Consider the following 22,488-nt stretch of genomic DNA (forward strand, 5'->3'; position numbering starts at 1 on the left):
CCCGGCCGCGGGTTTTCCCCCTGCGCCCGGGGCGGTGACCAGCGGGGCGGGCGGGGCGGGCGGGGCGCAGGCCCCGCCCTTCAGAACGCCGGCCGTTCCGGGTCCAGCGCCGCGCGGCCCTCCGCGGGGGACGACGCTTCGGCGAAGCGGCGCTGGGGGATGCGGCCCGCGCGGTGGGCGAGGCGGCCCGCCGAGACGGCGTCCCGCATGGCGGACGCCATCAGGACCGGGTCCTGAGCCCGGGTCACCGCCGAGGCCAGCATGACCGCCGCGCAGCCCAGCTCCATGGCCAGCGCGGCGTCGGAGGCGGTGCCCGCGCCGGCGTCCAGGATCACCGGGACCGTGGCCCGCTCCGTGATCAGCTGGAAGTTGTGCGGGTTGCGGATGCCCATGCCGGACCCGATGGGGGAGCCGAGCGGCATGATCGCCGCGCAGCCCACGTCCTCCAGCTTGCGCGCGAGCACCGGGTCGTCGTTGGTGTAGGGCAGGACGGTGAAGCCCTCGTCGACCAGGATCTCGGCGGCGTCCAGCAGCTCGATACCGTCGGGCAGGAGGGTCCGTTCGTCGGCGACCACCTCCAGCTTGATCCAGTCGGTGCCGAGGGCCTCCCGGGCGAGGCGGGCCGTCAGGACGGCCTCGCCCGCGGTGAAGCAGCCGGCCGTGTTCGGCAGCACGGAGATGCCGAGCCGGGTGAGGACGGAGAGGACCGAGCCCTGCACGGTGGGGTCCAGGCGGCGCATGGCCACGGTGGTGAGTTCGGTGCCGGACGCGACCAGGGCGCGCTCCAGCACGTCCAGGCTCGGGGCGCCGCCCGTGCCCATGATCAGGCGGGAGGAGAAGGTCCGGCCGCCCAGGGTGAAGAGGTCGTCGGCCATGCGGTCAGCCTCCCTGGACGGCGGTGAGGATCTCCACGCGGTCGCCGTCGCCGACGGGGGTGGCGGGCCACTGGCCGCGCGGGACCACGGTCTCGTTGAGTGCGGCGGCCACCCCGGAAGGGGCCGCGGTGAGGGTGGCGACGATGGTGTCGAGGGTCGTGCCGGCCGCGACCTCACGCGGTTCGCCGTTGACGGAGATGGTCATGCGTACGACTCCTGACGTGCGGCGGAGAAGCGCCGGGGGCTGAAGGGGCGCGCGATCGCGGGCAGTTCGCCGGTGACCAGCAGCTCGGCCAGCACCTCGCCGGTGAGCGGGGTCAGCAGCACCCCGTTGCGGTAGTGCCCGGTGGCCAGGTGCAGCCCGGGCAGGTCGGTCGGCCCCAGCAGGGGGGCGTTGTCGGGGGATCCGGGGCGCAGGCCCGCGCGGGTCTCGGTGAGGGGGAGTTCGGTGATGCCCGGCACGAGTTCGTGGGCGTCGCGCAGGAGTTCGTAGACCCCGCCCGCGGTGACGGTGGTGTCCCAGCCGAGTTCCTCGCTGGTGGCGCCGATGACGAGTTCGCCGTTCGCGCGGGGCACGAGGTAGACGTGGCTGCCGCGTACGACCGCCCGTACGGTGCGGGAGAGGAAGGGGGCGTGGGCGGGGGGCACGGTGAGCCGCAGCACCTGCCCCTTGACCGGCCGTACGGGGGGCAGCACCGCGGCGGGCACCCCCGCCAGCCTGCCGCTGAGCGAGCCCGCGGCCAGGACGACCTGGTCGGCGCGCAGTTCGGTGCCGTCGTCGAGGAGGGCGCCGGTCGCCCGGTCCGCGGTGGTGAGCAACTGCTCGGCGGCCGCGCGGTGGACGGTCACTCCGGCGTTGTCGCAGGCGGCGAGCAGGGCCGCGGCCAGCCGGCGCGGGTCGACCTGGTGGTCGCCGTCGACGCGCAGCCCGCCCCGTACGCCGGGGGCCAGCATGGGCTCCAGGCGCCGGCACTCGCGGCCGGTGAGCCATTCGGACTCCAGGCCGCAGCGGCGCTGGAGGGCGTGCAGTTCGCGCAGGTGGAGGCGGTCGTCGGAGTCGAGGGCGACGGCGAGGGTGCCGCAGGCGCGGTAGCCGATGTCCAGGCCGCCGCTCGCCCGCGCGAGTTCGGCGGCGAACCGCGGATAGCGTTCGGCGGAGGCGAGGCCGAGGCCGAGGAGGGCCTCCTCGCCGTAGTGCAGCTCGGTGACCGGGGCGAGCATCCCGGCGGCGACCTGGGCGGCACCGCCGCCCGGTGCCGGGTCGGCGAGTACGGTGTCCAGTCCGCGCTCCGCGGCCCGCCAGGCGGTGACCAGGCCGATGATCCCGCCGCCGACGACGAGGACGTCGGACCTGCGGTCGGGTCCCTTTCGAGATGAGTGCATGGGCGTCCAGCCCCTCCCTTCGCCGGCATGACCCGGATCAGGTTCGTACGGTCGGAGGCCGGCCAGCCTCCCTCTCAGCCCGGTGCGCCGGACTCCCGCGATAGGTACGGTGGCCAGACTATCCCGGCCGTGGACGGCGGGTAAGGCGGCACCTGTTCCTGACGGAGCGTCAGCTCATTAGGCTGGCCCCGTGAGCGAGCAGAAGGAACACCATCAGCGCGGCGTCGTGATCGTCGGCGCCGGAATGGCCGGGGTGCAGACCGCGGTCGCCCTGCGCGAGCAGGGCTTCACCGGCCCCGTGACCCTGCTGGGGGCCGAACCCCACCAGCCCTACGACCGGCCCCCGCTGTCCAAGGCGGTGCTGCTCGGCAAGGCCGAGGACTCCGCCTTCGACGTCGACTTCGAAGGCCTGGGCATCGAGCTCCGCCTCGGTACGGAGGTCACCGGCCTGCGGGCCGCCGACCGCGAGCTGGACACGGGGCAGGGGCCGGTCCCGTACGGGGTCCTGGTGCTGGCGACCGGTGCGCGGCCGCTCACCCTGCCCGGTGCCGAGGGCGTGCCGGGCGTCCACCTGCTGCGCACGCTCGACGACGCGGAGCGGCTGCGCCCGGTCCTGGCGGCCGCCGCGCGCGTGGTGGTCGTCGGCGCGGGCTGGATCGGGGCGGAGTTCGCCACCGCCGCCCGGGAGGCCGGCTGCGCCGTGACCGTCGTCGAGGCGGCGGACCGGGTGCTGGCGGGCGCCCTGCCCGCCGAGGTCGCCGAGCCGATGGCGCGCTGGTACGGCGAGGCCGGCGCCGGGCTGATCACCGGCGTGCAGGTGGCCGGTGTCGAGGAGGGCCGGGTCCTCCTCGCGGACGGGCGCGCCCTGCCCGCCGACGCGGTGGTCGTGGGGATCGGAGCACGGCCCGCCACCGACTGGCTGGCCGGGTCCGGCGTCGAGCGCGGAGCCGACGGCTCGGTCACCGCCGACGCGCACCTGCGCACCTCCCTGCCGGGGGTGTACGCGGTCGGCGACTGTGCCTCCTTCCCCTCCGGGCGGTACGGGGCGCGCCTGCTCGTGCACCACTGGGACAACGCCCTCCAGGGCCCACGGGCGGTCGCGGCGAACATCCTGGCCGGGGGGCCCGCAGCGGTCTACGACCCGGTGCCGTACTTCTGGTCGGAGCAGTTCGGCCGCTTCGTGCAGTACGCCGGCCACCACGGCGGGGCCGACACCGTGGTCCGGCGCGGCGATCCGGCGCAGGACACCTGGTCGGTGTGCTGGCTGCGGGACGGCGCCCTGGTCGCGGTCCTGGCGGTGGGCCGCCCCCGTGACCTGGCCCAGGGCCGCAAGCTGATCGAGACGGGCGCCGCGGTCGACCCGGCGAAGGCCGCCGACCCCGCGACCCCGCTGAAATCGGCCACCGCATAGCCGCCGTACCCGGGGGCCCGCCACGGACGGTCCGCCCGGGTACCGGCTGTCGGTGGGAGGTGGCAGGCTTGGCCTGTGACCGAGATTGACGCAAAGATCGATGCCCTCGTCCCCGACTGGCTGTACCTCCCCGACATCGCGGAGATGCTCCACGTCGAGGTGACGCGGGTCCGCCAGATGGTCAAGGAAGGGCAGCTCATCGCCGTGCGCCGGGGCGAGAACAGGGCCCTGCAGGTTCCGGCCCCCTTCATCGACGGCGACAAGGTGGTCAAGGGCCTCGTCGGCCTGCTGACCGTCCTGCGCGACGACGGCTTCTCCGACGAGGAGATGCTGGAGTGGCTCTTCACCGCCGACCCGACCCTGCCCGGCACCCCCGCCCAGGCGCTGAGCGAGAATCGCGGCACGGAGGTGAAGCGCCGCGCTCAGGCGCTCGCCCTCTGACCTGATCCGCAGTAGCACCACCGCGGTGTACGGGCCCCGTGCCCGTACACCGCCTCCATCACGGGGGGAACACCCATGCAGCTGTCCGACGCCCGGCTCTACCTCTGCACGGACGCCCGCACGCGCCAGGGTGACCTCCCCGAGTTCCTCGACGCCGTCCTGGCCGGCGGCGTGGACATCGTCCAGCTCCGCGACAAGGGCATGGAGGCCGGCGAGGAGCTGGAACACCTCCAGGTCTTCGCCGAGGCCGCGCGCCGCCACGGCAAGCTGCTCGCCGTGAACGACCGCGCCGACGTCGCCCACGCCATCGGCTCCGACGTCCTGCACCTCGGACAGGGCGACATCCCGGTCCCCGCGGCCCGCGCCATCCTCGGCGACCGGGTGCTCATCGGCCGCTCCTGCCACGCCGAGGCGGAGGTCGCGGCCGCCGCCGCCGAACCGGGCGTGGACTACTTCTGCACCGGCCCCTGCTGGCCCACCCCCACCAAGCCCGGCCGCCACGCCCCCGGCCTGGACCTGGTCCGCCACGCCGCCTCCCTGGCGCAGGACCGGCCCTGGTTCGCCATCGGCGGCATCGACGCGGCGAACCTGGACGAGGTGTTGGACGCCGGCGCCACGCGCGTCGTGGTCGTCCGCGCGATCACCGAGGCCGCCGACCCCGGCGCGGCCGCCGCGGACCTCGCCGAGCGGGTCCGCGCCCGACTCGGCTGACCTGCCCGGTCCCGTCCGCCCGGACAGCCGGTGGCATTCCGCGCCGCCATAGTGTGCACAGGCCCCTCCCGGCCAGGGGTGACGGCCCAGGTGTCCAAAAACGTGTCCAAAAGGCGGACGCCGCTTCGGGGAGCGCCGGGCCGCGTCTAACCTGCCCACATGGCCTCTGGTACCGCTTCCACCTGGTCGGACCGTGCACACACGGTCCGCGACCTCCTCGCGTCCGGGCGCTCGTACTCCTTCGAGTTCTGGGCCCCGAAGACCGAGAAGGGCGAACGCAACCTCTGGAACGCCCTGCGCCGGGTCGAGGCGGTGTCCCCGAGCTTCGTCTCCGTGACCTACGGAGCCGGCGGCTCCACCCGCGGCGGCACCGTCAAGGCCACACAGGAGATCGCCGCGGACACCACGCTGACCCCGGTCGCACACCTCACCGCCGTGGACCATTCCGTCGCGGAGCTGCGCCACGTCATCGGCCAGTTCGCCGACGCCGGGATCCGCAACATGCTCGCCCTGCGCGGCGACCCGCCGGGCGACCCGATGGCCGACTGGGTGGCCCACCCCGAGGGCGTGCACTACGCGGCCGACCTGGTGCGGCTGCTCAAGGAGTCCGGGGACTTCTGCGTCGGCGTCGCCGCCTTCCCCGAGATGCACCCGCGCTCCACCGACTGGGACACGGACATCCGGCACTTCGTGGACAAGTGCCGCGCGGGCGCGGACTATGCGATCACCCAGATGTTCTTCGATCCCGAGAATTATCTGCGGCTGCGCGACAGCGTCGAGAAGGCGGGCTGCGACACCCCGATCATCCCCGAGGTCATGCCTGTTGTGGGTATCAAGCAGCTCGACCGACTGCCCCAACTGAGCACCGCGGTCTTCCCCGCGGACGTGAAAGAGCGCATGCTCGCCGTCAAGGACGACCCGGCCGCTGTACGCTCCATTGGCATCGAGTTCGCCACGGAGTTCTGCGCGCGGCTGCTGTCCGAAGGTGTGCCAGGACTGCACTTCATCACGCTGAACAATTCCACGGCGACTCTCGAGATCTACGAGAACCTGGGCCTGCACCAGCGGGCCTGACCGGCCGTACCCGTGTGACGGCCGTACCGAGAGGGGCCTTGCATGGGTATGACGGTCCTCTACATCGCGTTCGGAATCGTCGCGTTGTGGCTGCTTGCCGAGGTACTGATGCAGTACAAGGCCCGGCTCCGCTGGCGCCTGCTCGCCTTCGCCGGCTTCCTCGGCGTGGTCGCCGGCGTGGTACTGCCCTCGGTGCCGGTCATCGGCGCCGGCGCCGCAGCGTTCGCCGTGGGCCAGACGCTGGTGACGCTCTCCTTCCGCAAGGGCTTCGTCGCCGGCTGGGCGCTGCGCCGCGGCGGGCAGCCCGTACGGAAGTCCGGGCGCCGCCGGTCCGGGACCGCCGCGGCGGAGCCGGCGCTCCAGGTCACCTCCCTCGAATACGGGGACGGGGACGGCGCTGCGCAGGAGCGGTCCTTCCCGGCCGCGGCCGAGGAGGTCTACAGCCCGGAGCCGGTGCCCGAGGACACCGGGTCCTACGGGATACAGAGTTTCGCCACGCCCGCCCCCGAGGTCGGCCGGACGGCGGCGTTCGCCTCCCCGTTCACCACCGCCGAGCAGGACGCCCACCAGTACGCGGCGTACTACGACCAGCATGGCCAGGGCGGTTACGACTACTCCGGCGGCTATCCGGTCGGCGAGCAGCAGGTCTATGCCGCCTACTCGGACCCGTACATCGGCACCGGCGGCGGCGTCGTCCCGCCCCAGCCGTACGACTACACCCCGTACGCCGACTACGGCCGGCAGCAGTACTCCACGGACACCCCGCCCGGCGGCGTCTGGGTCCCGCAGCAGCGGTCCACCGACGGGCACGGACAGCCCTACCCGGCGGACGAGCAGGGCGGGCAGCCGCCGCAGCAGTACCCGTACCCCCAGCAGGGCGAGTACGAGCAGTACCGCTACTGAGCCTCCCGGGTCACCGGGAGCCGCGGAAGTCCGCGCCCTCCACGATCAGCCCGGCCACCAGGGCCCCGGTCATCCCGGCGTGCGCGAGCCCGCCGCCGGGGTGGGCCCAGCCGCCGGCCAGGTAGAGCCCGGGGACGGCCGTGGTGTTGGCCGGGTACAGCAGCCGGCCCCCCGCGCCCGCGAGGGCGGGCGCGGGCACCGCTCCGCCCACCGCGCCCGTCGCCGCCTCCACGTCCGCCGGGGTGCGCACCTCCTGCCACAACAGCCGCTCCCGCAGGCCCTGTACGGCCTTCTCCGCGAGTTCCAGCAGCTGCTCGGGCTCCGATGTCCCCGGACCGTGCACGGCGCTCACGGTGACCGCCTCGTGCCCCGCGTCGGGCCGGGTGGCGGGATCGTCCGGCCGCAGCACGGTGACATGCGCCCCGGCGGAGTGCACGAGGGTGCGGTGGACGGTTCCCGCCGGCCGGGCCCCGCGCAGCGCGAGCAGGAGCGTGGTGCGGCCCGGCAGGTCGTCGCCGCGGACGGGCACCGCCTGCGCCGGCCGGGGCAGGGACCCGGCCGGCAGCCGCCGCGGGTCGATCCCGCAGACGACGAGGTCCGCGGCCGCCTCGGTGCCGTCGGCCAGCAGCAGGCCGGCCGCCCCGCCGCCCCGGACCAGGACCTCCCGCACGTCCGCCCCGAAGACGAAGGCGACCTTCCGCTCCAGGCACCGCTCGTACACGGCGGTGGCCAGCTCCCGCATGCCGCCGCGCACGTACCAGCTGCCGAAGGTCTGCTCCATGTACGGCAGCACGGCCGCCGAGCCGGGTGCGCCGGCCGGGTCGATGCCGTAGCTGCGCACGACCCCGATCAGCAGTTCCGCGAGCGGGCCGCCCAGCTCGCGCCCGGCGACCTCGGCGAGGGTCGGCGTTCGGCGGCGGAGCAGGCCGCTGCGCCGCAGGGCGGGGTAGGGGTCGGTGGCCAGCGCCTGCCGGGCGCCGTCGCGCAGGGGTTCCTCCAGCAACGGGCGGCGGGTGGCGTCCCAGGCGTCCCGGGCGCGGCCCAGCACGCCGTTCCAGCGCTCTCCGGCGCCGGGGCCGAAGGCGGCGTCGAGTGCGGCGGCGACACCGCCGTGGGAGGCGCCGGGGAGGGTGGCGTCGATGCCGTGCGCGGGCAGGACGTGCCGGACGGCCGGGTTCGCCTGCGCCATGTCGACGCAGTCCTCCAGCGGCCGCTTGCCGGTCTTCACGAAGAGGTCGCGGTAGACGGCCGGCAGGTGCAGCAGACCGGGCCCGGTGTCGAAGGAGAAGCCGTCGCGCTCGTACCGGCCCACGGCCCCGCCGTAGGTCGCGCTCCGCTCGTACACCGTCACCCGGTGCCCCGCCACGGCCAGCCGGGCCGCCGTCGCCATCGCGCCCATGCCGGCGCCGATCACCGCAATTCGTGCCATGCGGGCGAGCCTATGACCCCGGGCGGGCGGCCGCGGCGGGGTGGGGCGCCGGTGACCTCGCGGGCCTCGGCGGCCAGCCGCTTCTCCTCGCGGCGCTGGGCGCGCCGGCGCAGGAAACGGCGGATCCGGCTCCAGAGGAAGAAGACCACGGCCAGCCCGACGACCAGCAGGGAGCCCGCGATGATCGCGGCGGGGACGGGATAGAAGATCGCGAAGGTGACCAGGCCCGCGACGCCCAGGTCCTCGGCGATGCTCATGGCCACGTTCGTGAACGGCTCGGGCGAGGTGTTGATCGCCATCCGGGTGCCGGCCTTGACGAAATGGCTGGCCAGCGCCGTGGAGCCGCCGATGGCCCCGGCGGTGACGTCGGAGAGCGAGCCGCTCTGCCCTGCCAGCAGGGCGCCGACCACGGCACCCGTCACCGGACGCACCACCGTGTGGACGGCGTCCCATATCGAGTCGACGTACGGGATCTTGTCGGCGACCGCCTCGCACAGGAACAGCACGGCGGCCACGATCAGGACGTCCGTGCGCTGGAGCGAGGCAGGGACCTCGTCGGTGAGGCCGGTACGGCCGAAGACGCCGAGCAGGAGGACCACGGCATAAGCGTTGATCCCGCTGGCCCAGCCGCTGGTGAAGACCAGGGGGAGCACACTCATCGGATCATCATGCCGTACCGCGGCGCCCGCGGACCGCAGGTCGGCACAGAACGGTGAGGGGACGGTCGCACGGTTGCGGCCGTCCCCTCACCCAGACGTCCTGGGGGCTACTGCCCCTGCTCGTCACGGCGGCGCTGCCACCGGTCCTCGATGCGGTTCATCATCGACCGACGCTGCCGGTTGTGGCCGCGGGCCGAACCGCCGGTACTTCCGGAGACGGGCTGCTCGCCGGGCTTGGGTGCCTTGCGCCAACCGGTGACCACCAGGACCGTACATCCCAGCATGACGAGGAAGCCCACCACGCTGATCCAGAGCACGTTCGGAATGATCACACCGGTCATGAGGAGCGCGATACCCACCACAATGCCCGCGACTGCCTGGTAGACCCGTCGCCGGGTGTACGTACGCAGTCCGCTTCCCTCAAGCGCTGTCGCGAACTTGGGGTCTTCGGCGTACAGCGCTCGCTCCATCTGCTCGAGCATTCGCTGCTCGTGCTCCGAGAGCGGCACGGGAGTCCTCCTCATCCGTCGGTCGCGGGGGTAGCGACCAGGGGTCCCCTTCAGGATAGGCGGGGAATCGCCCCCGTGACACCCGCCCTCAACGCACGTTCAAAAATGATGAACCACTGCATCACGCTGAATGACACAGCCGGTGAAGCCACTGCCTGAAAACCGTACCGCCGCGGGAGCGGTCACTGGGGCCGTTATTCCCCAATGGTCCGATCGCCATGCCGGTCACTGCCCCCGATCATACGGGGCGGACCGGCCGAGCGGAGGGTCGGCGGCAGAGTCCGTACGCGCAAGAGCGCAGATCAGACCTGCTTACCGCCGAGGACGTGCAGCTGCGTGGCCACCGCGTGGAAGGCGGGCAGCTCCGCCGCCGCCTCCTCCAGTCGCAGCAGCGCCTCCACCGCCCCCGGCTCGGTGTCCACCAGCACGCCCGGGACGAGGTCGGCGAAGATGCGCACGCCGTGCACCGCGCCGACCTCCAGGCCGGCCCCGCCGACCAGCTCGGAGAGCTGCTCGGCGGTGAAGCGGCGCGGTACCGGGTCGCCGGAGCCCCAGCGGCCGGCCGGGTCGTTGAGGGCGGTACGGGCCTCCGTGAAGTGCCCGGCCAGCGCCCGGGCGAGCACGGCCCCGCCGAGGCCGGCCGCCAGCAGGCTGAGCGTGCCGCCGGGGCGCAGGGCCGCGACCGCGTTGGCGACGCCCTCCGCCGGGTCGTCCACGTACTCCAGGACGCCGTGGCACAGCACCACGTCGTACGCGTCCCGCTCCACCACGTCCAACAGGCCCTGGGCGTCGCCCTGCACGCCCCGGACCAGGTCGGCGACGCCGGCCTCGGCCACCCGGCGCTCCAGCCCGAACAGGGCGTTCGGGCTGGGGTCCACCACGGTGACCCGGTGGCCCAGGTGGGCCACCGGCACGGCGAACTTGCCGGTGCCGCCGCCGGTGTCGAGCACGTCCAGCACGTCCCGTCCGGTCGCCTTCACCCGGCGGTCGAGCGCCTCCTTGAGGACCTCCCACACCACGGCGGTGCGGAGGGAGGCACGGGGGCGGGAAGTGTCCGACACGGCTGATGGCTCCTCGGCGCGGTAAGGGTGAGCGGTCAGTGCCCCACCCTATTGCCTTCCGCTGCCCGGCAGGTCATCCCGCGTCCGGACGCTCCGGCGACGGCTCGGGCAGGGGTGCCGCGGGGCTCCGGGCCGGTCCCTGGGTGGGGACGCGCACGGCGAGCAGCCGCTCCACCAGGCGCAGGAACATCGCAGCGGCGCGCAGCAGGTCGTCCGCGTCCCGGGCGGTGGCCGCGTCCGGTATCCCCGCCTCGGCCCGGGCCCGGCGGGCGGCGCCGGAGGCGAAGAGCGCGCTCCACTCGGAGAGCTCCGGAGCCAGCTCCGGCAGCACCTCCCACGCGCTGCGGATCCGGGGCCGCCGTCGCGGGCTCACCGGCTCGGGCCGCGCACGGGCCGCGAGCACGGCCGCGGCGGTGCGCAGGGCGGAGAGGTGGGCCGTCGCATAGCGCTCATGGGGCCGGGTCAGCCGGGCGGCCTCGGCCAGGCCGCTGCGGGCCTTGGCGAGGAGGTCGAGGGCGGCCGGCGGGGCCGCCGACTTCCGCAGGACGGGGTGGACAGGGGACGGGGACGGTGTGGCCATGACGAACCTCCTGTCGGTGCGTGGTGCGTTGCTCCCATCGTGACGGCCCCCACTGACAATCGGCCTGACCTGCGCTTTTTCCGTCAAATGCACAGCAACTGCCCCCTCCTGCGCGCCTGGTGCGCCATGAGGTGGTAGTTTTTGAACTGACCGGTCAGTTCAAAAAGAAGGGGGGACGGCGTGGACAGCCCGCACGGCGCGGCCGTCAAGGCCGAGAACTTCGGACTCCGGGGCCCGCGCGGCTGGGCCTTCCGGGGGATCGGCCTCGACGCGGCCCCCGGCTCGCTCATCGCGGTCGAAGGCCCTTCCGGCAGCGGCCGGACCTGTCTGCTCCTTGCCCTCACCGGACGGATGAAACCCACCGAGGGCCACGCCGAGATCGGCCGCCACCGGCTGCCGAAAAAGATGGCGGCGGTCCGCCGGATCGCAGCCCTCGGACCCGTCCCCGGCGTCAACGACCTCGACCCGTCCCTCACCGTCGCCGAGCAACTGCGGGAGGGCGCCCTGCTCCAGCGGCGCTACGACGCCCCGGTCCGCTCCCTGCTGCGGCCCCGGGCCGAGCGCCGCGCCGGCGCCGCGGCCCGGATCGACGCAGCCCTGGACGCCGCCGCGCTGGACCTCGCCGCCCTGCCGAAGGCCGGGCGCACCACCGTCCGGGACCTGGAACGCCTGGAGGCCGTCCGGCTCTCCGTCGCCATCGCCCTGCTCGGCTCCCCGCGGCTGCTCGCCCTCGACGACCTCGACCTCAAGCTCTCCGACACCGAACGCACCGAGGCCTGGGCCCTGCTGCGCTCCCTCGCCGCCCGGGGGACCACCGTCCTCGCGGTGTGCAGCGAAGCCCCCGACGACGCCGTGGTCCTGCGGACCGGCCCCGCGGAGGACGGCGACTGCGGCAGCGCCGGCACCGGGAACGGCGCCGACGCCCTCACCGGCGCCGACGTCGACTCCGGCACTGACGACGACTCCGGTACTGACGACAACTCCGGCACCGACGACACCGACACCGACACCGACACGAAGGGGGCGGACGATGCGCTCGCCGAAGCTGGCCGCGCTTGAGCTGAAGCGGTTCGGGCGGGGGAAGCTGCCCCGGGCCGCCCTCGTCGCGCTGCTCCTGCTGCCCCTGCTCTACGGGGCCCTGTACCTGTGGTCCTTCTGGGACCCGTACGGCCGCCTCGACAAGGTGCCCGTCGCGCTCGTCAACTCCGACCGGGGCGCGACCGTCGACGGCAAGCACCTCGACGCCGGCGGTGAGATCACCCGGAAGCTCCGCGACAGCAAGACCTTCGACTGGCGGGAGGTGAGTGCGCAGGAGGCGGCCGAGGGCCTGGAGGACGGCACGTACTACCTGACCCTGACCATGCCGGCCGACTTCAGCGAGAAGATCGCCTCCAGCTCGGGCGACGACCCGACCACCGGCGCCCTCCAGGTCCGTACCAACGACGCCAACAACTACATCGTCGGCTCCATCTCGCGGACCGTCTTCTCCGAGGTCCGCTCGGCGGCGTCCGCCAACGCCTCCCGCGGTTTCCTCGACAAGATCTTCGTCAGCTTCTCCGACCTGCACGACAAGACCGCCGAGGCCGCCGACGGCGCCGACCGGCTCAAGGACGGCGCGGGCAAGGCCCAGGAGGGTGCCAAGGAGCTCGCCGACGGCCTCGACACCGCCGGGGAGAAGAGCGGCGAGCTCGCCGCCGGCCTGAAGAAGCTCACCGCGGGCGCCGCCAAGCTGGAGACCGGCACGCGGGACGTCGCGAACGGCACCCAGGTCGTCGCGGACAAGGTCAACGGCGCGGCCGACAAGGCCCGGCCCTTCGTCAAGGACCCGAAGAGCCTCGCGGCCGCCGCCGAGCTGGTCGCCGACAGCGCGAAGGTCGTCAACAAGCACCTCGACACGTTCGCCGCGAAGGCCCCGGCCGCGGCGGCCGCCGCCAAGCGCGCCTCCACGGGAGCCGATGCCTACTACACCAAGCACTGCGTCACCCCCGGGGGCGAACCCCACCTCGCCTCCTGCCCCGACCTGAAGAAGGTCAGGGACGACGCGGCCGAGGCGGCCGAACTCAGCGGCGACGTCAGCGCCCTGGTCAAGACCGCGAACGGGGACGTGACCACGCTCCGCACCCGACTGACCGACCTCGAGAACAAGGCCCGCGACCTCGCCGACAAGGCCCCGCACCTCGCCGCCGACCTCGACACGGCCGTCGCCAAGGTCAACGCCCTGAACGCAGGCGCCCACAAGGTCGCCACCGGCATGGCCGAGCTGCACACCGGGCTCGGCACCGCCACCACCGGCTCCGGAGCCCTCAGCGAGGGCGTCGGCAAGCTCGGCGACGGCGCCCACCGCCTCGACGGCGGCATGTACAAGCTCGTCGACGGCTCCGGCGAGCTCGCCGGCGGCCTCCACGAGGGCGTGGGCAGGATCCCCGACTACGACCAGCAGCAGCGGGAGGCCCGTACCGAGGTCATGGCCGACCCGGTGAAGCTCGCCAACCAGTCCCTGCACAAGGCGCCCAACTACGGCACCGGCTTCGCGCCCTACTTCATCCCGCTGTCCCTCTGGGTCGGCTCGATGGTCGCCTACATGCTGATCGCCCCGATGAACAAGCGGGCCCTGTCCGCGGGCGCCTCGCCCTGGCGGATCGCGCTCGCGGGCTGGCTGCCCGTCCTGGGGATCGGCGCCGCCCAGGTCGCCCTGCTGATGTCCGTCCTGCACTGGGCCCCCGACCTCGGCCTCAAGATGGCCGAACCGGCCCTCACCATCGCGTTCCTGCTCCTGGTCACCGGCTGCTTCGCCGCGATCATCCAGTGGCTCAACGCCAAGTTCGGCGCCGCCGGGCGGATCCTCGTCCTCGCCGTGCTGATGCTCCAGCTGACCTCGGCGGGCGGCACCTACCCCGTGCAGACCAGCCCGGACTTCTTCAACGCCGTCCACCCCTACCTGCCGATGTCCTACGTCGTGGAGGGCCTGCGCCGCCTCATCACCGGCGGCGACCTCACCCCGGTCTGGCAGGGCAGCCTGGTCCTCCTGGCCTTCACGGTCGGCGCCCTCGCCCTCACCGCGCTCGCCGCCCGCGGCAAGCAGGTGTGGACCATGGACCGGCTGCACCCCGAACTGAGCCTGTAGGGACGTGTTGACCTGTGACAATCAGCGCCATGGAAAGCAGCAGCACCGGTACGGGTACCGGCGGGGGCCGTCGTGCGGCCACCCGGCAGAAGCTCTACGAAGCGGCCGTCACCCTGATCGCCGAGAAGGGCTTCTCCGCGACCACGGTCGACGAGATCGCCGAGCGGGCGGGCGTGGCGAAAGGCACGGTCTACTACAACTTCGCGAGCAAGAACGAGCTCTTCGAGGAGCTGCTGCGGCACGGCGTCGGCCTGCTGACCGCGTCGCTGCGCTCCGCGGCGGAGGAGACCGAGGCGCGCGGCGGCAGCCGGGTCGAGGCCCTCGACGCGATGATCCGGGCCGGCCTGGTCTTCATCGACCGCTACCCGGCCTTCACCCAGCTGTACGTCGCCGAGCTGTGGCGCACCAACCGCACCTGGCAGTCCACGCTGATGGTGGTCCGCCAGGAGGCGGTGGCCGTCGTGGAGAACGTCCTGCGCGAAGGCGTCGAGCGGGGAGAGCTCAGCTCCGAGATCGACGTGCAGCTCACCGCGGCCGCACTGGTGGGGATGGTGCTGGTGGCCGCCCTGGACTGGCAGTCCTTCCAGCGGGAGCGGTCCCTCGACGACGTGCACTCGGCGCTGTCGCTGCTGCTGCGGGGCCGGGTCAGCGGCAACCGCTGAACCCCCCGGTCGGCGGTGCCGTGCGGATGCGGCAGCCCGTACAACTGGTGGGGCCGCCGCGTCCGCTGAGTACCCGTACCTAGGCGCGGAAATGAGTACGCACGCGGATGGGCTCCCACCTGCGCGTTCGCCAGACTGGGGGCATCGGACAGGAGACCCGGTCCGCACCGCCGACACGGGGCTGCGGAGCGGACCGGGCCACTCCTTCCGGCACCGGGCGGAGATACGGGGGACTCGGCTCGGTGCGAGAGGCGCGGACGCGGCGGGGCCCGGGGGGATCGGGCCTCGCCGCGTTCTCGCGTCCGCGGGTTCGGCCGTCGGTGCCCGGGCGCGCCGCCGCTCCCGGGGCTCCGCCCCGGACCCCGCGCATCGAACGCCGGCGGGGCCGGGAATGCGGGACTCCCCGCCTCGAGCGCCGCCGGGCGGGGGTCTCAGCCGCGGTTGCGGAGCGGGAGGCGGAGGCGGAGGGTCGTCAGGCGGGTCGCGGCGGCCGCGGTCAAGGTCGACCAGCGGGCCGAGACCGCCCACGAGACCCGGGCCGCCGAACGCGGCAGCAGCAGGGCGCGCAGCCGGGACCGGCGGCCCACCGCGGCCAGCAGGCCCGCCCGGGCCTCCAGCACGTCGGCCGGCAGGCCCGGATAGGAGACCTCCGCGCCCGGCGGCGCGTACAGGGCCCGCTCCACGGCGCCCGCGACCCGGTGCACCGCCGCGGCGGCGTCCGGCTCCAGCCCGCCCAGCTCCACCATCCGGCTCGCCGCCCGGCGCGGCGACAACGCCTCGTCCGGGACCACGCCCACGTCCCACGCGGCGTCGCCCAGCTCCAGCCAGGCCGCAAGCACCTCCCCGGACCCCAGCCGCCGCGCCCGCAACCGGCCGCGCCACAGCAGCGGCAGCAGCGGCAGCAGCGGCAGACACAGCACCGCGGCCACGGCCGCCGCCCAGCCGAGGGCTGCCGTCACCGACGGCCCGTCGTCCTGGGCCGCGCCCGGCTGCGGGGCGGTCGGCCCGCACTCACCGAGCCTCCTCAGGGCCGGCGGGCACTCGACGGACGCCGAGGGCGCCGGCGCCGGCTGCGCCGCGCCCTGCGAGGGCAGCGGCGCCGGCGCGGACGGCTGGGCCGCCGGAGCCTGCGTGCGGGAGTAGTCCGGCACGTTCAAACCGGACCGGGGGGTCGGTTCGAACCGCGTCCAGCCCACACCCTGGAAGTACAGCTCGGGCCAGGCGTGCGCGTCCCGCATCGACACGTTCACGATGCCGTCCGCCTGCCTCTCGCCGGGCGTGAAGCCCACCGCGACCCGCGCCGGGATGCCCAGCGTGCGGGACATCGCCGCCATCGAGAACGCGAAGTGGATGCAGAAGCCCTCCTTGTCCGCGAGGAACCGGGCGACGGCCAGCGGCCCCGTCCCCGAGGCCGTCTGCGTGTCGTAGCGGAACCCGCCGCTCACAGCGAAGTAGTCCTGCAGCTTCACCGCGCGCGCGTAGTCGTCCTTGGTCCCCTGTGTCACCTGGCGGGCCGTCTCGGCGACCACCGGGGGCAGGTTGTCCGGGACCTTCGTGTACTCCTCCCGGATCGCCGGATCCGGCGCCGGGGCCTTCTGCAGCTGCTGCGCGGTCGGCTTCAGCAGCAGGCTGCGCACGTTGTAGTCCGCGCCCTGGACGGTCTGGTACTTGTCCCTGCCCAGCTGGTCCCCGACGAGGGTCCGGCCGACCGGCTCGAACCGCCACTTGCCGCGCACGTCGACCGCGGTCGCCGGGTACGGCATGGGCAGGTAGCGCTGGTTGTAGCCGTCCGACGCCGTGATGTTCGTGGTCACCTCCGTCGCGGAGAGGCGCACCTGGTCACCGAGGCCGGGCGGCAGGGGCATCTGCTCTGGCACGTCGGTCAGGGCCCGCCCCGACGCCTCCCACTTGGAGCCGTTGAAGTCGTCCAGCGCCAGGATGCGCAGGTACTGCTCGCTCTGCTGCGGATTGTCCGTCCGGTAGCGCAGCACCACGCGGTTGTCCTGCGCGTTGAGGTTGCTCTGCAGGGAGACCAGCGGGTTGACCGCCGAGATCGTGCCCCCGGAACCGCCGGAGCCCTCCGCGTCCTTCGGACCGCCCAGCAGCCCGTCGTCGAGGGCGGGCAGCGCCGCCGGCACCACCAGGGCGAGCCCGAGGGCGAGGGCGCCGATCCGCCGGCCGAAGCGTACGGGGGCGGTCGCCCGGCCGCCGCCGGGGCTGATGCCGGAGTCGGCGGCCCCGCTCCCGCGCGGCGCCGCGCCGAAGACCCGCCCCCACTGGGCGAGCCGGTCGCGGCCCTCGCAGAGCAGCAGCATCAGGTAGCCGCAGCCCGCCATCAGGAAGGAGAGCCAGGACGCGTCCCCGCCGCCCGACAGGCCCGCGGCGACCGAGTACAGCGCGAGCAGCGGCAGACCGGCCGCGGCGGCCGTACGGGCGGTGACCGCCAGCAGGTCCACCAGCAGGCCGATCAGCAGCACCCCGGACACCAGCAGCAGCTGGATGCCGTCCGTCAGCGGCGCCGGTATCGCGAACTCGCCGACGTCGTGCACACCCTGGGCGAACAGCGAGCCGAAATCCGTCACGAAGTAGGCCAGGGGTCCGCTGCCGGTGGACTCGACCTTGCCCGCGAAGAGCAGCGCGAGCAGCAGCAGCGACACCAGCAGCTGCGCGGCCACGGTCAGCGACCGCGCCAGGGGCACCCGCCGGGCCCCCGCCCCCACCGCGCTCTGCACGGCCAGCAGCAGTCCGGCCTGGAGCAGCCAGGCCTGGGACTCCACCAGCGGGGTCAGCGACCACGAGGTGAGCAGCGTCGCCAGCGCCGCGAAGACCGTCAGTTTCGCCCGTCCGCTCATTCCCGGCCTCCGCTCGTTCCCGTCCCGACGCGTCCGGCCCCGGCCTGCCGCCACAGCTCGCCGAAGGCCACCCCCGGCGGGGCGGCCAGGGCCGTCCAGCCGGCGTCGCGCAGCCTGCGCAGCCGTTCCTCCAGCGGAACCACGTCGTGCCCGGGCTCGGGCCGCCCGCCCCAGGCCCCGGTGTCCAGGACGAAAGCCACCGCGCCCGAGGTGCGCTGGCGCATCTTGGCCGCCAGTTCGGTCTGGACGTCGTCCAGGTCGCCGAAGAAGGCGATGAGGAGCCCGTCGCCGCCGCCCTCCCCGAAGCCCCCGGCGCCGCGCACCGCATCGTAGGCCCGGGAGAGCCCGGCGCCGTCGGAGTGCCCCACCACGGCGAGGGTGTCCATCATCAGTCCGGCGGCCTCCGCGGACTCCTGCCCGCCGGCGGAGAACCCGCCGGCGCCCTCGCCCGGCACCGCGCTTCCGGTGTCGGTGAGCAGCCGTGCGGAGAATCCCTGTTCCAGGACGTGCACGAGGCTGGACGCGGCCGCGGAGACGGCCCATTCGAAGGCGGAGTCCGGTCCGGCGCCGTCGAAGGCGAGGCGGCGGGTGTCGAGCAGGACGGTGGCCCTGCTGCGCTGCGGCTGCTCCTCGCGGCGGACCATCAGTTCGCCGTAGCGGGCGGTGGAGCGCCAGTGCACGCGGCGCAGGTCGTCGCCGCGCCGGTAGCCGCGCGGGATCACGTCGTCGTCGCCGGCCAGGGCCAGGGAGCGGCGGCTGCCGTCGCCGTAGCCGTTGGACTCGCCGGTCAGCCGGACCGGCGCCAGGGGCTCCGTGCGCGGTATGACGGTGAGGGTGTCGTAGGTGCTGAAGGAGCGGGTCAGCTCGACCAGCCCGAAGGGGTCGGTCAGCCGCAGCTGGAGCGGGCCCAGCGGGTAGCGGCCGCGCAGGTCGGAGCGGACCCGGTAGGACACCTCCCGGCGTCCGCCGGGCTCCACGCGGTCCAGGACGAACCGCGGGCGGGGGCCCAGTACGTAGGGCACCCGGTCCTGCAGCATCAGCAGGCCGGTGGGCAGCCGGGAGACGTTGTCCATGCGCAGCTGCACCCGCGCCTCGGCGCCCGCGGACACCCGCCCGGGCGACAGCCGGCGGCTGCCGGAGACCCGGAAGCGGGTGCGGTGCAGGGCGTAGACGCAGATCAGCGGCAGCAGGGCGAGGAGCAGGCCGACGCGGAGCAGAGCGCCCTGGCCGAGGACGTACGCGCAGGCGGCCGCGGCGATCCCGGCGGCCACGAAGGAGCGCCCGCGGGTGGTCAGCCCGGACAGTGAGGCGCGCAGTCCGCCGCCGTCTCCCGGGCCGCCGGCGCCGCGTGGGGCAGCACCGGCGCCCATCAGAAGCTCCGGGCGGCCGCGCCGGGCGGCATCTCGCCGCGCAGCGGTGCGGCGGGGACGGGGGTGCGCTGGAGGATCTCGCCGACGACCTGTTCGGAGGTGCGGCGGTTCAGCTGGGCCTGCGCGGTGGGCAGCAGCCGGTGCGCGAGGACCGGCGCGGCCAGGGACTGGACGTCGTCGGGCAGGACGTAGTCCCGGCCGGCGAGCGCGGCGGAGGCCTTCACGGCGCGCAGGAGGTGCAGGGTGGCCCGGGGGGAGGCGCCGAGGCGCAGGTCGGGGTGGCTGCGGGTGGCGGAGACCAGGTCGACGACGTAGCGCCGGACGGGCTCGGCGACGTACACCTCGCGCACGGCCTCTATGAGCTTGACGATGTCGTGCGCGTGGGCGACGGACCGGAGGTCGTCGAGCGGGTTGACCGCGCCGTGCACGTCGAGCATCTGGAGCTCCGCCTCGGGGCTTGGGTACCCGACGGAGACCCGGGCCATGAAGCGGTCGCGCTGGGCCTCGGGCAGCGGGTAGGTGCCCTCCATCTCCACCGGGTTCTGGGTGGCGACCACCATGAAGGGGCTCGGCAGCGCGTACGTGGTGCCGTCGATGGTGACCTGGCGTTCCTCCATCGATTCCAGCAGCGCCGACTGGGTCTTCGGCGAGGCGCGGTTGATCTCGTCGCCGATGACGATCTGCGCGAAGATCGCGCCCGGCTTGAACTCGAACTCGCGGCGCTGCTGGTCGTAGATGCTGACGCCGGTGATGTCGGACGGCAGCAGGTCCGGCGTGAACTGGATGCGCTGCACCGAGCAGTCGATGGACTTGGCCAGCGTCTTCGCAAGCATCGTCTTGCCGACGCCGGGCACGTCCTCGATCAGCAGGTGCCCCTCGGCCAGCAGGACGGTCAGCGCGAGGCGGACGACCTCGGGCTTGCCCTCGATCACGCTCTCCACCGACCGGCGGACCTGCTCCGCCGTGCTGGTCAGATCCGCGAGGCTCGCTCGGTCGTCATACGTCGTCACCTGGTTCTCCTCGGCCCATTTCCCAGGGCCGACGCCCTTGGCGCATCACCGGCCCACCCCGAAACACGGACACCGGACCCGGGGTTCCGGGGAGTGTCTCCCCGCATTCTTGACGGCGCCCCGGCCCTGTGTCACTCAGGAGCGGGGATCGATCTCCCGCAGGAGGCCGGTGTGCACGTCGAAGACGAAGCCTCGCACATCGTCCTTGTGGAGCAGGAACGGGTTGGTGCGGACCCGCTGCATCGACTGGCGGACGTCCTGGTCGACATCCCGGAACGCCTCGACGGCCCACGAGGGGCGCTGGCCCACCTCGTCCTCCAGCTCGTGGCGGAAGTCCTCGGTCAGGCTTTCGAGACCGCAGCCCGTGTGGTGGATGAGTATCACCGCGCGGGTGCCGAGAGCCCGCTGGCTGATGGTGAGGGAGCGGATGACGTCGTCGGTGACCACTCCGCCCGCATTGCGGATGGTGTGGCAGTCGCCGAGGTCGAGGCCCAGCGCCTTGTGCAGGTCGAGGCGGGCGTCCATGCAGGCCACCACGGCCACGCGGAGGACGGGGCGGGCGTCCATGCCGGGATCGGTGAACTCGGCGGCGTAGCGCTCGTTCGCCTCGACCAGCCGGTCGGTCACCGGTCCGCCGACGGGTGCCCCGGAAGCGGAGTCTGCAGGCAGTGATGCGGGAGTCGTCATGGGTACGACGTTACTGGTCACGGGCGCCGAGGGCCGTGAGTGAGGCCGGACGAAGGGGGTCAACACGGCGTGGTGTGAGCTGACCCACAGGGGTGGAGGGGCGCCGCCGTCCGGGTGGTCCGGCACCGTGTGCGGCTCCGGTCCGCACGGCGCGTACGGCGCGCGGGCCGGTTCGTTGACCGCGGCGACCGTTGCACTAAAGTGACGCGAACCGGCCGGAGCCCGGCCCTGACCGGCCTCCCGGCCACCGATGAAGACTCCGCGTGCGCGGCGCGTACGTACGGCCCGGCCCTCTTCCGCTCACCGGCCGGGGGAGCGGGCGGTGCGTACGGCTGCCGCGCCGTTAACTGAGAGGGCGCTTTGACCAGCGAGTCCCGACATGTCCCGGTGATGCTCCAGCGGTGCCTGGACCTGTTGGCCCCGGCGCTGCAGAGGCCGGGGGCCGTCGTCGTCGACTGCACCCTCGGCCTCGGCGGCCACAGCGAGGCCCTGCTGACCCGTTTCCCCGAGGCCCGCCTGATCGGCCTCGACCGCGACAAGGAGGCGCTGCGGCTCTCCGGCGAGCGGCTGGCCCCCTTCGGCGACCGGGCCACCCTCGTCCACGCGATCTACGCGGACCTCGCCGAGGTGCTCGACGGCCTGGGCCTGCCGACCGTCCAGGGCGTCCTCTTCGACCTGGGCGTCTCCTCCATGCAGCTGGACGAGGCCGACCGCGGGTTCGCGTACGCCCAGGACGCGCCGCTGGACATGCGCATGGACCAGACGACGGGCATCAGCGCCGCCGAGGTCCTCAACACCTACGCGCCGGGCGAGCTGGTGCGGATCCTGCGCCAGTACGGCGAGGAGAAGCAGGCCAAGCGGATCGTGTCCGCCATCGTCCGCGAGCGCGAGAAGGCCCCCTTCAGCAACAGCGCCCGCCTCGTCGAGCTCATCCGCGACGCCCTGCCCCAGGCGGCGAAGCGGACCGGCGGCAACCCGGCGAAGCGGACCTTCCAGGCGCTGCGGATCGAGGTCAACGGCGAACTGTCCGGCCTGGAGCGGGCCATCCCGGCGGCGGTGGACCGGATCGCGGTCGGCGGCCGGATCGCGGTCCTGTCCTACCACTCCCTGGAGGACCGGCTGGTCAAGCAGGTCTTCTCGGCCGGCGCGACCTCCACCGCCCCGCCCGGCCTGCCGGTGGTGCCGGAGAAGTACCAGCCGAAGCTCAAACTGCTCACGCGGGGGGCGGAGCTGCCGACCGAGGAGGAGATCGCCGAGAACCGGCGGGCCGCCCCGGCGAGGCTCCGGGGGGTCGAACGCATCCGGGAGGCGCACCTGTGACCAGGGCCGGGAAGGTCGCCACGCTGACCCGCGGGCAGGCGGCCCGCATCGGCCGGGCCCTCGGCGCCCGTCCGGCCCGGCCGCGGCCCGGCGGGCAGGCGGCCAGGATGCCGTTCGTCCTGCTGGTCGTGGCCCTGCTCGCCGGCGGGCTGATCAGCCTGCTGCTGCTGAACTCGGCGCTCAACGAGGGCTCCTTCCAGCTGACGCGGCTGAAGAAGGAGACCACCGCCCTCACCGACGAGGAGCAGGCCCTCCAGCGCGACGTGGACGCCCACTCGGCCCCCGACGCGCTCCAGCGGCGCGCCCGGGAACTGGGCCTGGTGCCCGGCGGCAGCCCCGTCTTCGTCGACCCGGACGGCAAGGTCTCCGGCAGCGTCTCGGTGGCCGAGGCGCTGCCGGAGACCTTGCCGTCCGGGTCGACGAAGAC

At 73.9% G+C, this 22,488-nt stretch carries 22 protein-coding genes and 1 riboswitch; of the genes, 10 read left to right on the plus strand and 12 right to left on the minus strand.

Annotation, left to right across the window (positions count from 1 at the left end; translation table 11 throughout):
• Positions 1-80: 80 nt before the first annotated feature.
• From IF89_RS0112965 to thiO, 3 genes are all read right to left on the minus strand, one after another.
• Entirely contained in the window at positions 81-875 is a 795-nt protein-coding gene (locus IF89_RS0112965; RefSeq protein ID WP_030765846.1) for a thiazole synthase, read from the minus strand.
• A 4-nt stretch (positions 876-879) separates the two neighbouring features.
• Positions 880-1,080, minus strand: a complete 201-nt coding sequence (gene thiS / locus IF89_RS0112970; RefSeq protein WP_030765849.1) for a sulfur carrier protein ThiS — start codon at positions 1,078-1,080, stop codon at positions 880-882.
• Positions 1,077-2,258, minus strand: coding sequence for a glycine oxidase ThiO (thiO, locus tag IF89_RS0112975; protein ID WP_030765852.1), 1,182 nt, complete (start codon positions 2,256-2,258; stop codon positions 1,077-1,079). Before thiO ends, thiS begins: the two co-directional genes overlap by 4 nt.
• Positions 2,256-2,367, minus strand: a riboswitch (TPP riboswitch). Its footprint overlaps the gene before it by 3 nt.
• Before the next feature lie 81 nt (positions 2,368-2,448).
• On the opposite strand from thiO, the gene IF89_RS0112980 reads away from it, so the two are divergent.
• From IF89_RS0112980 to IF89_RS0113000, 5 genes are all read left to right on the plus strand, one after another.
• Positions 2,449-3,669 carry an NAD(P)/FAD-dependent oxidoreductase gene (locus IF89_RS0112980; protein ID WP_030765855.1) on the plus strand — a complete coding sequence of 407 codons (1,221 nt, stop codon included), beginning with the start codon at positions 2,449-2,451 and terminating at the stop codon, positions 3,667-3,669.
• Positions 3,670-3,744: 75 nt separating this feature from the next.
• Positions 3,745-4,110, plus strand: coding sequence for an Rv2175c family DNA-binding protein (locus IF89_RS0112985; RefSeq protein WP_030765858.1), 366 nt, complete (start codon positions 3,745-3,747; stop codon positions 4,108-4,110).
• A gap of 75 nt (positions 4,111-4,185) precedes the next feature.
• Positions 4,186-4,821, plus strand: a complete 636-nt coding sequence (gene thiE, locus IF89_RS0112990; RefSeq protein WP_030765861.1) for a thiamine phosphate synthase — start codon at positions 4,186-4,188, stop codon at positions 4,819-4,821.
• Positions 4,822-4,980: 159 nt separating this feature from the next.
• Positions 4,981-5,895, plus strand: coding sequence for a methylenetetrahydrofolate reductase [NAD(P)H] (gene metF / locus IF89_RS0112995; protein ID WP_030765864.1), 915 nt, complete (start codon positions 4,981-4,983; stop codon positions 5,893-5,895).
• Positions 5,896-5,937: 42 nt separating this feature from the next.
• Positions 5,938-6,798 carry a hypothetical protein gene (locus IF89_RS0113000; RefSeq protein ID WP_030765866.1) on the plus strand — a complete coding sequence of 287 codons (861 nt, stop codon included), beginning with the start codon at positions 5,938-5,940 and terminating at the stop codon, positions 6,796-6,798.
• 10 nt (positions 6,799-6,808) lie between these two features.
• Here IF89_RS0113000 and IF89_RS0113005 read toward each other — a convergent pair whose 3' ends face one another.
• The 5 genes from IF89_RS0113005 to IF89_RS0113025 all read right to left on the minus strand — a co-directional run bounded on the left by IF89_RS0113005 (position 6,809) and on the right by IF89_RS0113025 (position 11,036).
• Positions 6,809-8,227: a phytoene desaturase family protein gene (locus tag IF89_RS0113005; RefSeq protein WP_030765868.1), complete on the minus strand. Its 1,419-nt coding sequence runs from the start codon at positions 8,225-8,227 to the stop codon at positions 6,809-6,811.
• A complete protein-coding gene (locus tag IF89_RS0113010) occupies positions 8,209-8,886 on the minus strand; it encodes a DUF4126 domain-containing protein (protein ID WP_051807027.1) in 678 nt (225 codons plus the stop codon). The genes IF89_RS0113005 and IF89_RS0113010 overlap by 19 nt, the downstream gene beginning before the upstream one ends.
• Positions 8,887-8,993: 107 nt before the next feature.
• Positions 8,994-9,395: a DUF3040 domain-containing protein gene (locus tag IF89_RS0113015; RefSeq protein WP_030663992.1), complete on the minus strand. Its 402-nt coding sequence runs from the start codon at positions 9,393-9,395 to the stop codon at positions 8,994-8,996.
• Positions 9,396-9,697: 302 nt separating this feature from the next.
• Entirely contained in the window at positions 9,698-10,456 is a 759-nt protein-coding gene (locus IF89_RS0113020; RefSeq protein ID WP_030765873.1) for a methyltransferase, read from the minus strand.
• A 73-nt stretch (positions 10,457-10,529) separates the two neighbouring features.
• Positions 10,530-11,036 carry an SAV_6107 family HEPN domain-containing protein gene (locus IF89_RS0113025; RefSeq protein ID WP_051807028.1) on the minus strand — a complete coding sequence of 169 codons (507 nt, stop codon included), beginning with the start codon at positions 11,034-11,036 and terminating at the stop codon, positions 10,530-10,532.
• A gap of 180 nt (positions 11,037-11,216) precedes the next feature.
• On the opposite strand from IF89_RS0113025, the gene IF89_RS0113030 reads away from it, so the two are divergent.
• From IF89_RS0113030 to IF89_RS0113040, 3 genes are read left to right on the plus strand one after another with little or no spacing between them, the layout of a single operon-like run.
• A complete protein-coding gene (locus IF89_RS0113030) occupies positions 11,217-12,095 on the plus strand; it encodes an ATP-binding cassette domain-containing protein (protein ID WP_030765878.1) in 879 nt (292 codons plus the stop codon).
• Positions 12,067-14,160, plus strand: coding sequence for a YhgE/Pip family protein (locus IF89_RS0113035; RefSeq protein ID WP_030765881.1), 2,094 nt, complete (start codon positions 12,067-12,069; stop codon positions 14,158-14,160). Before IF89_RS0113030 ends, IF89_RS0113035 begins: the two co-directional genes overlap by 29 nt.
• Positions 14,161-14,189: 29 nt before the next feature.
• Positions 14,190-14,822, plus strand: a complete 633-nt coding sequence (locus IF89_RS0113040) for a TetR/AcrR family transcriptional regulator (RefSeq protein ID WP_030765884.1) — start codon at positions 14,190-14,192, stop codon at positions 14,820-14,822.
• A 431-nt stretch (positions 14,823-15,253) separates the two neighbouring features.
• Here IF89_RS0113040 and IF89_RS0113045 read toward each other — a convergent pair whose 3' ends face one another.
• From IF89_RS0113045 to IF89_RS0113060, 4 genes are all read right to left on the minus strand, one after another.
• Positions 15,254-17,674, minus strand: coding sequence for a transglutaminaseTgpA domain-containing protein (locus IF89_RS0113045; protein ID WP_051807029.1), 2,421 nt, complete (start codon positions 17,672-17,674; stop codon positions 15,254-15,256).
• Complete coding sequence (locus IF89_RS0113050) at positions 17,671-19,044, minus strand: DUF58 domain-containing protein (protein ID WP_030765888.1); 1,374 nt, start codon at positions 19,042-19,044, stop codon at positions 17,671-17,673. Before IF89_RS0113050 ends, IF89_RS0113045 begins: the two co-directional genes overlap by 4 nt.
• Positions 19,044-20,054 (minus strand): AAA family ATPase, encoded by a 1,011-nt coding sequence (locus IF89_RS0113055; protein ID WP_030765890.1) that lies wholly within the window; start codon positions 20,052-20,054, stop codon positions 19,044-19,046. The genes IF89_RS0113050 and IF89_RS0113055 overlap by 1 nt, the downstream gene beginning before the upstream one ends.
• 135 nt (positions 20,055-20,189) lie before the next feature.
• Positions 20,190-20,741 carry a beta-class carbonic anhydrase gene (locus tag IF89_RS0113060; protein ID WP_030765892.1) on the minus strand — a complete coding sequence of 184 codons (552 nt, stop codon included), beginning with the start codon at positions 20,739-20,741 and terminating at the stop codon, positions 20,190-20,192.
• A gap of 390 nt (positions 20,742-21,131) precedes the next feature.
• On the opposite strand from IF89_RS0113060, the gene rsmH reads away from it, so the two are divergent.
• Together rsmH and IF89_RS0113070 are read left to right on the plus strand one after the other, a co-directional pair.
• Entirely contained in the window at positions 21,132-22,061 is a 930-nt protein-coding gene (rsmH, locus tag IF89_RS0113065) for a 16S rRNA (cytosine(1402)-N(4))-methyltransferase RsmH (protein ID WP_030765894.1), read from the plus strand.
• A partial coding sequence (locus IF89_RS0113070; RefSeq protein WP_030765895.1) for a hypothetical protein occupies positions 22,058-22,488 on the plus strand: 431 nt, incomplete at its 3' end. The genes rsmH and IF89_RS0113070, both read left to right, overlap by 4 nt.

Origin of the sequence: Streptomyces sp. NRRL F-2664 (assembly GCF_000719345.1) — a bacterium.
GTDB lineage: Bacteria > Actinomycetota > Actinomycetes > Streptomycetales > Streptomycetaceae > Streptomyces.

Bases quoted from the DNA above. Each gene is read 5' to 3' on its own strand.
- IF89_RS0112965 (WP_030765846.1), bottom strand. From the start codon at position 875: ATGGCCGACGACCTCTTCACCCTGGGCGGCCGGACCTTCTCCTCCCGC.
- thiS (WP_030765849.1), bottom strand. From the start codon at position 1,080: ATGACCATCTCCGTCAACGGCGAACCGCGTGAGGTCGCGGCCGGCACG.
- thiO (WP_030765852.1), bottom strand. From the start codon at position 2,258: ATGCACTCATCTCGAAAGGGACCCGACCGCAGGTCCGACGTCCTCGTC.
- thiE (WP_030765861.1), top strand. From the start codon at position 4,186: ATGCAGCTGTCCGACGCCCGGCTCTACCTCTGCACGGACGCCCGCACG.
- metF (WP_030765864.1), top strand. From the start codon at position 4,981: ATGGCCTCTGGTACCGCTTCCACCTGGTCGGACCGTGCACACACGGTC.
- IF89_RS0113000 (WP_030765866.1), top strand. From the start codon at position 5,938: ATGGGTATGACGGTCCTCTACATCGCGTTCGGAATCGTCGCGTTGTGG.
- IF89_RS0113005 (WP_030765868.1), bottom strand. From the start codon at position 8,227: ATGGCACGAATTGCGGTGATCGGCGCCGGCATGGGCGCGATGGCGACG.
- IF89_RS0113010 (WP_051807027.1), bottom strand. From the start codon at position 8,886: ATGAGTGTGCTCCCCCTGGTCTTCACCAGCGGCTGGGCCAGCGGGATC.
- IF89_RS0113025 (WP_051807028.1), bottom strand. From the start codon at position 11,036: ATGGCCACACCGTCCCCGTCCCCTGTCCACCCCGTCCTGCGGAAGTCG.
- IF89_RS0113035 (WP_030765881.1), top strand. From the start codon at position 12,067: ATGCGCTCGCCGAAGCTGGCCGCGCTTGAGCTGAAGCGGTTCGGGCGG.
- IF89_RS0113040 (WP_030765884.1), top strand. From the start codon at position 14,190: ATGGAAAGCAGCAGCACCGGTACGGGTACCGGCGGGGGCCGTCGTGCG.
- IF89_RS0113045 (WP_051807029.1), bottom strand. From the start codon at position 17,674: ATGAGCGGACGGGCGAAACTGACGGTCTTCGCGGCGCTGGCGACGCTG.
- IF89_RS0113050 (WP_030765888.1), bottom strand. From the start codon at position 19,044: ATGGGCGCCGGTGCTGCCCCACGCGGCGCCGGCGGCCCGGGAGACGGC.
- IF89_RS0113060 (WP_030765892.1), bottom strand. From the start codon at position 20,741: ATGACGACTCCCGCATCACTGCCTGCAGACTCCGCTTCCGGGGCACCC.
- rsmH (WP_030765894.1), top strand. From the start codon at position 21,132: ATGCTCCAGCGGTGCCTGGACCTGTTGGCCCCGGCGCTGCAGAGGCCG.